Source organism: Actinophytocola sp. (assembly GCF_050699915.1).
Taxonomy (GTDB): domain Bacteria; phylum Actinomycetota; class Actinomycetes; order Mycobacteriales; family Pseudonocardiaceae; genus Actinophytocola.
Genome location: NZ_JBOHGA010000044.1, coordinates 22,249 through 35,589 on the forward strand (window position 1 = coordinate 22,249; position 13,341 = coordinate 35,589).

The window sequence follows — 13,341 nt, forward strand, 5'->3', positions numbered from 1 at the left end:
GGTCAGATGCCGAGGCCGGGGAAGAGCTTCGCGGCGTTGCCGGCCAGCACGCCGCGGAGCACCTCCTCCGGCAGGCCCAGCCCGGCGAACGCTCGCGCGTTGCGGGCCACGCCGGGGACACCCGGCCAGTCCGTGCCGAACACCATCCGCGTCGCCAGGCGGGTGAAGTCGTGGCGGGCGTAGTACGTCGGCAGCTTGTGCGGGGGCAGGCCGGCCACGTCCAGCCACACGTTCGGCTTGGCCAGCGCCAGGAACGCCGCCACGTCGTACCACCAGCCCCGACCGCCGTGGGCGAAGATCACGTCCAGCGACGGGAAGTCCTCGACGACATCCACCAGCAGCGCCGGGTCGCCGAAGCGGGCGCGCGACCCGGGGAACGTCGAGGATCCCGTGTGGACGATCACCGGCACGCCGCGGTCGGCGCACACCTCGTACGCGGCGTACAGCTCCCGGTCGGCCGGGGAGAACGCGCCGTGCACCGGGTGCACCTTCAGCGCCACCGCACCCATCGACAGCTGACGCTCCACCTCGGCCGCGACCGGGTGGTGCAGGTGCGGGTTCACGTTGGCCACCAACCGGAACCGGTCCGGATTGTGCGCCACCAGCGGCAGGTTGTCCTCGATCGGCTGGATGCCGGTGGCCCGCGGGCTGTACTCGCAGAACAGCAACGCCCGGTCGACGCCCTCGGACTCCAGCAGGGCGTCCAGCGACGCCGGCACCGGGTCGCCGTCGGCGGAGTACGCCGAGCGCCAGTCGTAGCGCCCGCCGAACTCCGCCGCCCACTCCCGCCACGCCGGCTTCAACGTGGACAGCCGCGGCGCGTGCACGTGCGCGTCGACCAGCGGCATCCCGTCGAGCATCAGGTGCGCACCGCCGGCGGCGGTTCCACGGACGCGACCGGCCGCACCACCAGCTCGTCGGCGACCAGCTCGCGCAGCACGTTGCGGCGGATCTTGCCGGTCGCCGTCTTCGGCAGCTCGGTCATCCGCACCACGGCCCGCGGCCGCTTGTACCCGGCGAGCTCCTCGCGGCACCACCGGACCAGCGCCTCCGGATCCACCGCGCGCCCGGAAACCGGCACCACGCAGGCGATCGGCTTGTCCAACCCGTCCGCGTCCCGGCCGGCCACGACCGCCGCCTCGGCCACGTCCGGGTGCTCGAGCAGCCGCTCCTCCACCTCCGCCGGCGACACCCAGATGCCGCCCGCCTTCAGCATGTCGTTGGACCGGCCGAGGCAGGTGTACGTGTCGTCCTCGTTGCGCACGTAGGTGTCCCCGGTCCGCAGCCACTCCCCCTGGAACACCGCACGCGTGGTCTCCGTGCGGCACCAGTACCCGGTGGCCACCGACGGCCCGGACAGGAACAGGTCACCCGGCTCGCCGGCCGCGGAGATCGGCGCGCCGTGCTCGTCGCGGATCTCCACGCGGTAGCCGCCCACCGGCGTGCCGGACGAGCCGGGATGCACCCGGCCGGGCCGGTTGGACAGGAAGATGTGCAGCGCCTCCGTCGAGCCGAGCCCGTCGAGGACCTCCACCCCGAACCGCTCGCGGAACCGGTGGAACAGCACCGGCGGCAGCGGCTCGCCGGCCGAGATCCCCTGGCGCACCGAGGCGAAGCTGTCGTCGGGCACGTCGGAGTTCAGCAGCGCGGAGTAGAACGTCGGCACGCCGAAGAACAGCGTCGGCCGCTCCACCGCGGCGAGGGAGGCCATCACCTGCGGGGTCGGCCGGGACCGCTCCAGCACGGCGGTCGCGCCGGCGGCGAGCGGGAAGAACGCCGAGTTCCCCAGCCCGTAGGCGAAGAACAGCTTGGCGACCGACAGGCACCGGTCCCCCGGCCGGACCTCCAGCACGCCGTTGCCGTACAGCTCGGCGACGTCCCGGACGCTGCCGTGCCGGTGCATCGCGCCCTTCGGCTTGCCCGTGGTGCCCGAGGTGTAGAGCCACAGCGCCGGCGAGTCCGGCCAGGTCGCGTACGGCGCGGCCGCCTCGCCCGCGGTGCGCAGGTCGACCCACTGGTGGATCTCCGGCGCGGCGAGCTCGACCTCGCCGTCCAGCACGACGTGCTCGACCTCGGACGCGGTGGCGAGCGCGGTCCGCGCGGCGTCGACGAACTCCACGGACACGCACAGCACCCGGGCCCGGGAGTCGTTGAGCACGGCGGCGAGCTCGCCGCCGGTGACCATGGTCGACACCGGGACCGGCACGGCGCCCAGGTACATCGCGCCGAGGATGCCGGACAGCAGCTCCACGCCGTCGGCCATGCAGAGCATCACCCGCTCCTCCGGCCGCACCCCGATCGCGCGCAGCCCCTCGGCGACCCGCCGGGTCTCCTCGGCGAGCTCGGCGTAGGTGAGGGTCACGGGTCCGCACACGACGGCGGGACGGTCGCCGTGGCCGTCGGCCAGGTGCCGGTCGAGCAGGTACTCGGTCGCGTTGAACGTCGCGGGGGACAGAGTCATCGTCGACTCCTCAGGGGAGGTACACGTACTCGTAGTCGAACGGTTTCCCGTTGATGCCGTTGCGAGGTGGCGCGACCCAGCTGGCGATCTTGCCGCGCTGGTAGACAGGGTGCATCAGCGAACGCACGAACGCCAGGTCCTCCCCGGTCGGCAGCCATTTGTGGCTGGCGGCCCGCCAGGTGGCCTCGTCGACGATCGTGCCGTCCGGGGTGACGTGGTACCCCGCGCTGACCCCGACCGAGCGGTTGAACCCCGGGTGCGGCAGCGCGAACCGGAAGCCGATCTCGGCGCTCTCCAGGATGCGGTTCCACCGCTTGATCCCGGTCTCGCAGTCGGCGATGTACTCGCCGCGCAGGTCGAGGTTGAGCGCCAGCAGCGCGGAGAGCTCGTCGGAGCTCCAGGTTCCGTCGGCGCCCGGCCGGTCGAGGAACACGCCGTCCTCGGTGAGCAGGTGGTCGTCCTTGCGGCGGGTCTCCTGCCACCGTCCCTTGAGGCCGGCGGTGAAGTAGTTCGCCGCGTTGGTCGACGTCTCGCTGCCGAACAGGTCGAGCGAGACCGTGTAGTGGAAGTTGACGTACTTCTGGATGATGTCGAGCGGGATCCCGCCGTGCGGCCCGATGTCCAGCGTGTCGTGCTCGCGGATCAGGGCCGCGCTGCGCTCGACCACCCGGTCGACACCCGTGGTGCCGACGAACATGTGGTGCGCCTCCTCCTTGAGCATGAACTCGCAGGTGCGCGACAGCGGGTCGAACGCGGACTCCTTCAGCGTGCCGAGCTGGTACTTGCCGTCCCGGTCGGTGAAGTAGGTGAACATGAAGAACGCGAGCCAGTCGGCGGTCTCCTCGTTGAACGCGCCGAGGATGCGCGGCGAGTCGGGGCTGCCGGAGTTGCGCAGCAACAGCCCCTCCGCCTCCTCGCGACCCTCCTTGCCGAAGTACGCGTGCAGCAGGTACACCATCGCCCACAGGTGGCGGCCCTCCTCCACGTTGACCTGGAAGAGGTTGCGCAGGTCGTAGAGCGACGGCGCGGTCAGGCCGAGCAGCTTCTGCTGCTCCACCGACGCCGGCTCGGTGTCGCCCTGGATCACGATCAGCCGCTGCAGGTCGGCCCGGTACTCGCCGGGCACCTGCTGCCACGCCGGCTCGCCCAGGTGCTCGCCGAAGGCGATCCGCCGGTCCGGGTCGCGCTCGGCGAGGAAGATCCCCCAGCGGTAGTCCGGCACGTTGACGTGGTCGAAGTGCGCCCACCCCTCGCGGCCGACGCTGACCGCGGTGCGCAGGTAGACGCCGTGCGTCTCCAGCGTGGGGCCCATCTCGCCCCACCAGTGCATGAACTTCGGCTGCCAGCCCTCCAGCGCACGCTGCAGGCGCCGGTCCGAGGCCAGGTCGACGTTGTTCGGGATCTTGTCGTCGTAGTTGATCGACGTGGTCACACCCGCCTCCTGTCGAAGACCGCCTTCTTGCCGGTGCCGTAGCGGCGCAGCGCACCGTCCTCACCGGACGCGTTGGGGCGGTTGAAGATCCAGTTCTGCCAGGCGGAGAGCCGGCCGAAGATCTTGGTCTCGATCGTTTCCGGGCCGACGAACCGGTGGTTGGCCTCCATGCCCGTGCACGCGTCCGGGCTCAGCGCGTTGCGGCCCTCCACGACGATGCGGATCTCGTCCTCCCAGTCGATGTCGTCGAGCGCGTCGGTGACCAGGCCGAGCTCCCTGGCCTCCGCCGGGCCGAGCCGGTTGCCGATCTCCTTGCGCAACGTGTCCACATGGGACCGATCGGCCCAGAAGCGGGACTCCAGCCGGGAGATGCCGTTGCCCATCGGAAAGGTGCCGAAGTTCGCCTCGGTGAGGGTGAGCGTGCCCGCCTGGCCGGCCTCCTCGTCGTCGAGCAGGTACTGCCGATCGCAGGCGAACGCCAGCTCGGCGAGCATGCCGGCGAAGCACGAGCCCGGCTCGATCAGCGCGATGAGGCTGCGGCTGGTGACGTCCAGCCGCTTCAGCGTGCGCTTCCAGTAGTGGACGATCTCGTTGGCGAGCCAGTGGTCCGCCGCGAGCAGCCGCTCGTAGCCGGTGACGACCTCGGGGTCGCCCGCGGTGCGGATGAGCCAGGTGCCCAGCTCGGGCTCGTTGGCGCGGAGCCGGAGGATGAGGTCGTCGAGCTCACGGGTCACGGCGAGCGGCCAGAACTCGGCGCTCTCCTCGAGCTCGCCCGGCTGCTCGGGAGCCGTGACCGTGATGGCGACCGTGCCGGCGTCGCGGTCGAGGTCGGCGGTGACCCAGCGGTCGCGCTGGAGTGGCGTCAGCTCGATGCCCGTGGCCTCGCGCGGCCGGGTCCGGTTCGCCAGCTCACGCGCGCGCTCCTCGACCGTCTCCTTGAACCGGCGGGGCGGGGCCAGCTCGTCGACCAGCCGCCACTCGACCGCGGCGCGGCCCTTGACGCCGTCCGGGCGGGTGGCGAACACGTCGGCGAGGTCCTTGCGGGTGCCGCGCTTGTCGACGACGCGGGTCAGGCCGCCGGTGCCCGGGAGCACGCCGAGCAGCGGCACCTCGGGCAGGGCGACGGTCGAGGAGTTGTCGTCGACAAGGACGATGTGCTCACAGGCGAGCGCGAGCTCGTAGCCGCCGCCCGCGCAGGACCCGTTGACCGCGGCGAGCCAGACCTGGCCGTTCGCGGACGAGTCCTCCATCCCGTTGCGGGTCTCGTTGGTGAACTTGCAGAAGTTGACCTTCCACTCGTGGCTCGCGGCGGCCAGCATCCGGATGTTCGCACCCGCGGAGAAGACCTTGTCCTTGGCGCTGGTGAGGACGACCGCACGGACCTCGGGGTGCTCGAAGCGCAGCCGCTGGGTGGCGTCGTAGAGCTCGATGTCGACGCCGAGGTCGTAGGAGTTGAGCTTGAGCTCGTAACCGGGCTGGATCCCGCCCTGCTCGTCGACGTCGAGCTCGAGCCAGGCGATCTCACCCTCGATCCGCAGCCGCCAATGCCGGTAGCCGTCCGGATGGGCGTCGAAGGACACCATCGGACCCTCCTCGTGGTGGGTGCCTCTATCGTCTACAACAGTGCCAGCGCTCGTCAAGGTTGTGTAGAAGATCGGTCACAACGCGCCACTCGCGCCCCGAGGTTGTCCACAGCCCCGCACGCACGGCCGAAATCGTCGGTATGCCCACATAGACTGGAAAGCGGGGGGCCCCCGCGAGTTCGGAGTTGTCCACAGGCCGGCTCGGCCGGAGGCGGAATTGTCAGGGGTGGCCCGTAAGCTGGCGATCGGGGGCCGGAGGCCGAGCCCCGTGGGCCCTACCGCCAGAGCCGCGCAGCCGAGCGGATCGTCGAGGCCGCGTCGGCGCGTGGGCCGCACCGCTAGGGTCGCGCAGATGAGCCGATCGGGGAGGCGGGCCGCGTTGCGGCTGGCCGCGCTGCTGACCACCACCGGGACCTTGCACTTCGCCGCGCCGAAGCCGTTCGACGCGATCGTCCCCACCTCGCTGCCGGGGTCGGCCCGGTTCTGGACCTACGCGTCCGGCGTCGTGGAGCTGGGGCTCGCCGGGCTGCTCGCCAACCCGCGCACGCGACGGGCCGGCGGGACGCTCGCGGCGGCCTTCTTCGTCGCCGTGTTCCCGGGCAACGTCAAGGCCGTCCGGGTGCTGTCCCACCCGGCACTGCGCGCGGCCGCCATCGCGCGGCTGCCGCTGCAGGTTCCGCTGGTCACGCAGGCTCTCGCGGCGCGCGACGGCTGATCGGGAGCAATCGGGCGCGCTCGTACGTTGGACCGGTAGAGAGAAGGAGGCACCCCGTGCCCGTGTTCGTGCTCCTGCTGGTCATGATGCTGGCCGAGATCGCGGTGATCGTCGCGATCGGGCAGGCCATCGGCGTGCTCGTGACCATCCTGCTGCTCGTCGCCGTGTCCGTGGTCGGCGTGGCGATGCTGCGCCGGCAGGGCACCCGCACGCTCACGGCCTTCGCCGACGCCGTGCGCAGCCGGCGGGACCCGCAGCCGCAGATGGTCGACGGCATGCTCGTCGGCGTCGCCGCGGGGCTCGTACTCTTCCCCGGCTTCGTCTCCGACGTGCTCGCCCTGTTCCTGCTCTTCCCGCCGACCCGGGCCATCGTCCGGCGCCGGATGCTCCGCCGCGCCGAGCAGCGCCGGCCCCGCCAGGTGATCGTCGTCGACTCCGAGGTGGTCCAGCCCGAGGACGACCGGCCGATCGTGATCGAGTCCGTGCGCGAGGACCGCGACTGACGAACTGCGGCGTTCGTGCAATCTTGCACTGCCGCCCGTAACGCTCCCCAGCTGTCGTGCGACGGTCGAGATGTCGGCAAATAACTGGGGGGTTACTTGTGTCTTGGCGAACATCTTTCACCGCGGTAGTTGCGATCGTCGTCGCCTCCGGGCTCGTGGCTCCGGCCGTCGCACAGGCGGAGGCCGGCGAGTGGCAGGCCGCCGTGCTGCCGCTGCCGGCGGAATATCCGGACGGGCTGGTCTGGCTCGACGGAACGGACGGGCACGGCCACTACTCCGGCACGATCCAGCACTCCGGCGGCCGGTTCGCCGTGGTGCTCTACGACGGTGACCAGCCGTTCGTCGCGGGCGCCCCGGACGGCTGCGACAGTGCCGGTGTCTCGGACGAGAACTCGTCCGGACTCGTCGTCGGTACGGCGTACAACTGCGAGAACTCGATCTACGACCAGGCCTTCGTCTACCAGAACGGCACCTTCTCGCTGCTCACGCCGCCCGGTGAGTACACCGCGGCACAGGTCTTCGGTGTCAACGACCGTGGCGACATCCTCGCCTCGGTTTGGGCGCCGGACACCACGATCGAGCCGGCGAACGTGGTGTGGTCGCCCATCGCGGCCGAGCCGATCATCATCCACCCCACGCTCGAGGAGCAGTACGCGGTCGACATCGACGACGACGGCACGCTCCTGCTCACCAGCCAGGACGGCCCGGCGATCTGGCGGGACGGCGAGGTGACGATGCTTCCCGTACCGGACGAGTACGCCTACACGACGGCGTCCGCGATCGCCGGCGGCCACGTGGTCGGCTCCGCGGTCTCGACCACCACCGCCGAGGAGGTCTCGCTCTACTGGCCGACGCCGGCCAGTAGACCGCAGGAGCTGAATGGCCCCGGTCGGGCCTACCACGTCAACCGATCCGGCCTCGCGGTCGGCAACTACCCGGCGACAACGTGGGACAACGGGGTACCTGCCGGTGCGCTGCCGGTACCGAAGGGCTTCAGCGATGTCCAGGTGGACGGCGTCGGCGACGACGGCACCGTGTTCGGTGAGGGCGGCGAGGTCACCGTGGCGCCCGGCACACCGGTCATCTGGCGCCGAGACTGAGACGAGCGGGGCTAGGCCGACACCGGGGCGACCTGCCGGCGACAGGCCTCCGCGTACGCCACCGGGGTCATGCCGACCGCCCGGGTGAAGTCGCGGATGAAGTGCGACTGGTCGAAGTAGCCGAGCTCCGCGGCCACCTCCGCCCAGCTCGCATCCGGTCCCTCCGCCAGCCGCGCCGCCGCCTCGTGCAGCCGGTACCGGCGCAGCACCCACTTCGGGCTAACGCCGACATACCGCTGGAACAGCCGCTGCAGCGTCCGCGGCCGGATGTCGAACCGCTCGCAGACCTCCTCGACGCGGGTGACCGACCGGTCGTCCAGCAGCGCGTGCACGATCGCGCCGATCCGCGCCACCTCCGGGTCCGGCGCCGGCCAGTGCGCCCGAAGGTGCCGCTGCGCAACCACGACCAGCGCGTCCAGGTCGGGCGCCGCCGTGAGCTCCGCGGCGAGCGCGTCAGCGGATGCGCCCCACAACGTCGCCAGCGGCCGGACCTGGTCGGTCAGCTCGGAGACCGGCCGGCCAAGGAACGGGCGGAACGCCCCCGGCCGGAACTTCACCCCGAACACCCGGCCGCGGCCGGACAGGGTGTAGGTGAACCGGCTGCTACCCACGCCGGCGATCGCCACCAGGCCGCGGTCGTACACGAGGTTCACGCACGGGTGCGGCAGCAGCGTGACCGCGGCCCGGCGTCCGGGCGGCAGGTCCCAGCTCACCAGCCAGTGCCGCTCGACCAGGTCGGCGAGGTCGGCCGCCGCCGGCGCGCGGTCGACCCGGAAGTCGGTGTCGCGGACGCCGAGGATGCCGTACTCGCTGGTGGTGGCCGGAGCGCGGAGAGCGTCGGTCATGGCAACAGGATGGCACCCACGTCCGACAGGTCAAACCATCTATATCTAACAACCATTATCAGATACTGCGTACAAGATTGACGAACTGGATCGTATGCAGTATCCCAATAGGAAGGAGGTCGCCATGGCCAACGATGTCGATGGACCCGCCCCTTCCCAAACCGCCACCGAGTACCCGCTCGGCACAAGCCGCCCGCCACTCGGCGTGGCGGACCTGCCGGAGCCGGAGGAAGTCTTCAAGGTAAGCCGTATCGGCCCCTTACAGATCATCCAGTTCGTCATCGGCCCGAGCCTGATCGCGCTGGGCATCTCGATCGGCAGCGGCGAGTGGCTGCTCGGACCGAGTGCCGTCGGCGAGTTCGGCTTCGTCGGCGTGGGCTGGGTGATCACCGTTTCGGCGTTGCTGCAGACGTTCTACAACGTCGAGTGCTCCCGGTACGTGCTGGCGACCGGCGAGGTGCCGATCGTCGGGTTCGGTCGGGTGCCGCCCGGCTGGAAGTTCTGGGTGCCCGTCTCCCTGATCGTGCTGTACTTCGCCTTCATCTTCGGCGGCTGGGCGGCCGGCGCGGGACAGGGCCTGTTCGCGCTGATCACCGGGCGGCTGCACGAGGAGGACGAGATCGAGTGGGTGCGCCTGCTCGCAATCGGACTGCTGCTCGTCGTCTTCCTGATCACCGCGCTGGCGAAGAAGATCTCGCGCTCGCTGGAGCTGACGAACTGGGTGCTGGTCGGCACCCTGCTGATGATCCTGATCGTCGTGTGCGTGGCGGTCGTGCCGTGGGACACCTGGTGGGAGGGCATTCGCGGCCTCGTCACGCCCGCCGCACCACCCGAGGGGATCACCGCGTCCACGCTCGGCGGGCTCGCCGGGTTCACCGCACTCGCGTCCGGGCTGAACTGGTACGTGATGAACCACTACCGGGACAAGGGTTACGGCATGGGCTCGCGGGTGGGCTACCTCGCCGGTCTGCGCGGCGGCAAGCAGGCGGTGGAGCCGGTCGGCGTGACCTTCCTGGACACCCCCGAGAACGAGCGCAGGTGGCGACGCTGGTACGGGTTGCTGAGGATCGACCTGTGGGTCGTGTTCTTCGGCGGCGCGATGCTCGGCATGCTGCTGCCGACCGTCCTCATGGCACACGTGGTGAAGACCAGCGGCGAGGTCCCGACCGACGCCAACGTGCCGACGTTCACCGCCGAGCACCTCGGCGCCCAGTACGGCCAGGGCATGTTCTACCTCATGCTCGTGGTGGGCGTCATGGTCCTGTTCTCGACGCAGCTCGGCATCTTCGAGGCGCTGGTGCGCAACTTCACCGACGCCGCGAACGCCACGAGCGAGCGGCTGCGCCGGGTGCTCGCGGGCGACCCGCGCAAGTTCTACTACCCCTTCATGCTGGCACTGATCGTGGTGATCGGGATCGCGCTGCACCTGGCGCTGCCGACCGACCTGGTGCGCATCTCCGCGAACATGTCGAACCTCGGCGCGCTGATGTTCCCGTTCGCGTTGATGTACCTGAACTCCAGGTTGCCCAGGGCCGCCCGCCCGCGGCCCTGGCACTACGTCATCCTGTGGCTCAACGTGTTGTTCTTCGGGTTCTTCTTCGTCAACTTCGCCTACGAGTTCATCGTGGGCGAGGCGCTCGTGCAGTTCTAGGACCGTGCCTTAGGACTGCGGACGCGGGAAGGCGACCGGGCTGCGCCTGCCGGCCCGGTCGACCGCCCGCACGCCGAAGAACACGTTGTCCTTCGACATGTCGATCGACGTCGACGTGACGTCGCCGACCCGGATCACGTCCGTCCACTCGGGAGCGGTCGTCTCCCGCCAGACCACCTCGTAGCCGGCAAGGTCGGGCTCGGTGCCCCGGTCCCACACCAGATCCGTGTTGTTGGTCAGCGCGGAGGTGAGCACCCGGACGTTCTTCGGCGTGCCCGGGGCGGTGGCGAGCGACCACAACGCGGCCGTGTTCACCTTGGCCACCCGCAGCATGTAGGCGAAGTCGCAGAACTCGATGAGGTCACCGAACTGCTTGCCGTCCTCCACCCGCACGTCCTGGTGCTGGTGGGCGTAGTCCTCGTTCGGCTCGGTGAACCGCGCCGCCGGGTAGGCCTGCTCGAGGAAGCCGATGTGGTCGCCGCCGCGCAGGTACCGGTCCCGCCGGTAGATCACCCGCACGTTCATGCCGGTCGCGTCGTTGTCCGCCACCTCGCGCACGAAGCGGGCGAGCTGGCGGGCGGGCGAGTCGTTCTCCCCGCCGACCGCGCGCCGGACGTTGCCCTCCTCCGGCGTCTCCGCGGTCGGCACCCCCTCCGCGAACAGCCGGACCGTGCGCGGGTCGCGGGTGCCGTCGTCGGCGGTGCTGCTGCCGACGATGTCGTTGGTGAACATCCCCTGGACGTCGGTGCCCGCCTCCTTGTACAGGCGCGCCATGTGCCGCGCCCCGTACAGGCCCTGCTCCTCGCCGGCGACCGCGGTGAACACCATCGTCGCCTCGGGCCGGCGCTTCGCGAAGACCCGCGCCATCTCCATCACGATCGCCACCCCGGACGCGTCGTCGTCCGCCCCCGGTGCGTCCGCGGCGAAGTTGTTGGGATCGGTGACCCGCGAGTCGTAGTGGCCGGAAACCACGTACAGCCGTTCCGGCGAGTTGGAACCGCGCAGCGTCGCCATCACGTTCGTGATCCGGGTCGGCACCGGGATGCGATCGCCGTCCGGCTCCTGGATGTAGGACTGCAGCTCGACGGTCATCCGCCCGTCGGACGCCTCCGCGTTCTTCGTCATCTCCGCCAGGATCCAGTCGCGAGCGGCGCCGATCCCCCGCACCGGGTCGTCCTGCGACGACAACGTGTGCCGGGTGCCGAACGACACGAGCTTGCGCACGTACCGCTCGATCCGCCGCTGGTCCAGCTCTCGCAGGATGCCCTGCAGTTCCTTGCTCGGCTTCTGCGCGAGCGGCGGCGGTCCGTCGCCGTGCTCGCGCTCGGCATCCGCTCCCGCGACCCCCGGCACGCCGACGAGTGACACACCGCCGGCGGCCGCCGAGGCCGCTAGGAACGTCCGCCGTGATGACCTGGGTTGCTCGGGATTCTGTGCCATGGCGTACTGCATACACCGCTGCGGCGGCGTTTTACAGACCTCGGCGCGACCCGGTCAGAACCGGACCCGGTCCAGATAGGCGAAGCTGTTGCGCGCGGTGTCCAGCGGCGCCGGCTGGTCGTCGCGCTCGACGAGCCAGTACCGGACGCCACCCCGGTCGGCCTGCCCGAAGATGCGCGGGAAGTCGACCACGCCGGCGCCGACGTCCGCCCAGTTGCCGGTGCCGTCGTGGTCCTTCACGTGCAGCACCGGGAACCGGGTCGGGTGCTCGGTGAACAGCCGCCGCGAGTCCGCGCCCGCGCGGTGCGCCCAGCCGATGTCCAGCTCGAAGTCGACGGTTCGCGGGTCGGTCTCGGCCAGCAGGATGTCGTAGAGGACCTGGCCGTCGACGACGCGGAACTCCGTGTCGTGGTTGTGGTGCAGCATGCCCATGCCGAGCTCGCGGGCCGCCGCGCCGGCCTCGTTGAGCTGGCGGGCACCGAGCCGCATGCCTTCGACGGTGTACATCTCGCCCGGGAACGAGGAGAGCACGAGCCAGCGCACGCCGATGGTCCGCGCGTCGGCGAGCTTCGCCGCCCAGTCGCCGACGATGTCGCCGTGGCCCACGTGCAGGATCACCGGCCGCAGCCGCGCCTCGCGGCACATGTCCCGGATCTCGGCCGCGGGCCGCGGGAACGCGCTGACCCCGACGCACCGGTAGCCGATCTCGGCCAGCGCGCGCAGCGTGCCGAGCGGGTCGGCCGCCAGGATGTCGCGGACCGTGTAGAGGTGCATGCCGATGCCCTCGCGCGGGATCCGCCGGCAGGGTCGGCTCGCTGTGGTTGTCGCGGCGGCGGTGCCGGGCAGTGCGGCGGCGAGTGCCGGGGCGAGTGCCGTTGCGCCGAGCAGCTGCAGGACTCCTCGTCTCGTCCGGTCCATGGGATGCCCTCCGTCCGCAGGTGCCGATCACAGCGAAAGTACCGGAGAAAGCGCTTTCCTGCTAGAGTCGATGCTGTCGCGGGTGCTTCGGCTATGGTGCGCGCGTGTCGACGCCCCCCGGTGCCCTGCTGCGGACCAACCGTGCGTTCGGCGCGCTCGCGCTCGCCCGGGTCGTCTCGCTGACCGGCGACGCGCTCAGCCTCGTGGCGCTGATGCTCTACACCGCGAACACGACCGGCGAGGCGTTCGCGATCGCCCTGCTGCTGCTCGTCGGCGACTTCGCCCCGTCGCTGCTGAGCCCGCTGGCCGGCGCACTGGCAGACCGCTTCGACCTGCGCCGGCTGATGATCGCGAGCGAGATCGTCCAAGGTGGACTGATCGCGGCGATCGCGCTGACCCTGCCGCCGCTGCCGGTCCTGCTCGTGCTCGTCGGGCTGCGCGCGGCCGCCGGCCAGGTGTTCCTGCCGGCCTCCCGCGCCGCGGTGCCCGCGCTCGTGCGCGACGAGGATCTGCCGGCGGCGAACTCGATCGTCGGCCTCGGCGGCAACGCCGGCGACGCGCTCGGCCCGCTGCTGGCCGCCGCGCTCGTCGGCGTGCTCGGCATCCCGGGCGTGCTGCTGGTGGACGCGGCGACGTTCGGCCTCTCCGCGCTGCTGCTGCTCGCGGTGCCGTCGTTACGCCCGCGGGCGCAGG

At 70.9% G+C, this 13,341-nt stretch carries 12 protein-coding genes; 5 read left to right on the forward strand and 7 right to left on the reverse strand.

What is annotated here, in order from left to right:
• Nucleotides 1-2: 2 nt before the first annotated feature.
• Genes ACRDSK_RS11160 through boxC form a run of 4 tightly spaced genes read right to left on the reverse strand, consistent with a single transcriptional unit; the run spans nucleotide 3 to nucleotide 5,476 of the window.
• Nucleotides 3-860, reverse strand: a complete 858-nt coding sequence (locus ACRDSK_RS11160) for an amidohydrolase family protein (protein WP_431440139.1) — start codon at nucleotides 858-860, stop codon at nucleotides 3-5.
• Nucleotides 860-2,461, reverse strand: coding sequence for a benzoate-CoA ligase family protein (locus ACRDSK_RS11165; RefSeq protein WP_431440140.1), 1,602 nt, complete (start codon nucleotides 2,459-2,461; stop codon nucleotides 860-862). The genes ACRDSK_RS11160 and ACRDSK_RS11165 overlap by 1 nt, the downstream gene beginning before the upstream one ends.
• Before the next feature lie 10 nt (nucleotides 2,462-2,471).
• Complete coding sequence (boxB, locus tag ACRDSK_RS11170; RefSeq protein WP_431440142.1) at nucleotides 2,472-3,893, reverse strand: benzoyl-CoA 2,3-epoxidase subunit BoxB; 1,422 nt, start codon at nucleotides 3,891-3,893, stop codon at nucleotides 2,472-2,474.
• Nucleotides 3,890-5,476, reverse strand: a complete 1,587-nt coding sequence (boxC, locus tag ACRDSK_RS11175; protein ID WP_431440144.1) for a 2,3-epoxybenzoyl-CoA dihydrolase — start codon at nucleotides 5,474-5,476, stop codon at nucleotides 3,890-3,892. Before boxC ends, boxB begins: the two co-directional genes overlap by 4 nt.
• A 352-nt stretch (nucleotides 5,477-5,828) precedes the next feature.
• Between boxC and ACRDSK_RS11180 the strand changes: the two genes are divergently transcribed.
• From ACRDSK_RS11180 to ACRDSK_RS11190, 3 genes are all read left to right on the forward strand, one after another.
• The gene (locus ACRDSK_RS11180) at nucleotides 5,829-6,191 is read left to right on the forward strand and encodes a DoxX family protein (RefSeq protein ID WP_431440146.1); all 363 of its coding nucleotides are present in this window, start codon (nucleotides 5,829-5,831) and stop codon (nucleotides 6,189-6,191) included.
• 56 nt (nucleotides 6,192-6,247) lie between these two features.
• Entirely contained in the window at nucleotides 6,248-6,694 is a 447-nt protein-coding gene (locus ACRDSK_RS11185; protein ID WP_431440148.1) for an FxsA family protein, read from the forward strand.
• A gap of 155 nt (nucleotides 6,695-6,849) precedes the next feature.
• Entirely contained in the window at nucleotides 6,850-7,794 is a 945-nt protein-coding gene (locus tag ACRDSK_RS11190; protein ID WP_431440150.1) for a hypothetical protein, read from the forward strand.
• Between the two features lie 11 nt (nucleotides 7,795-7,805).
• Here ACRDSK_RS11190 and ACRDSK_RS11195 read toward each other — a convergent pair whose 3' ends face one another.
• Complete coding sequence (locus tag ACRDSK_RS11195; protein ID WP_431440152.1) at nucleotides 7,806-8,639, reverse strand: AraC family transcriptional regulator; 834 nt, start codon at nucleotides 8,637-8,639, stop codon at nucleotides 7,806-7,808.
• A 124-nt stretch (nucleotides 8,640-8,763) separates the two neighbouring features.
• Between ACRDSK_RS11195 and ACRDSK_RS11200 the strand changes: the two genes are divergently transcribed.
• On the forward strand, nucleotides 8,764-10,290 hold the full coding sequence (locus ACRDSK_RS11200; RefSeq protein ID WP_431440154.1) for an Nramp family divalent metal transporter: 1,527 nt from the start codon (nucleotides 8,764-8,766) through the stop codon (nucleotides 10,288-10,290).
• Between the two features lie 9 nt (nucleotides 10,291-10,299).
• On the opposite strand, the gene ACRDSK_RS11205 is transcribed toward ACRDSK_RS11200, so the two are convergent.
• A complete protein-coding gene (locus tag ACRDSK_RS11205) occupies nucleotides 10,300-11,730 on the reverse strand; it encodes a M20/M25/M40 family metallo-hydrolase (protein ID WP_431440156.1) in 1,431 nt (476 codons plus the stop codon).
• 54 nt (nucleotides 11,731-11,784) lie between these two features.
• Nucleotides 11,785-12,648 carry a sugar phosphate isomerase/epimerase family protein gene (locus ACRDSK_RS11210; RefSeq protein ID WP_431440158.1) on the reverse strand — a complete coding sequence of 288 codons (864 nt, stop codon included), beginning with the start codon at nucleotides 12,646-12,648 and terminating at the stop codon, nucleotides 11,785-11,787.
• Between the two features lie 104 nt (nucleotides 12,649-12,752).
• On the opposite strand from ACRDSK_RS11210, the gene ACRDSK_RS11215 reads away from it, so the two are divergent.
• A partial coding sequence (locus tag ACRDSK_RS11215; protein ID WP_431440160.1) for an MFS transporter occupies nucleotides 12,753-13,341 on the forward strand: 589 nt, incomplete at its 3' end.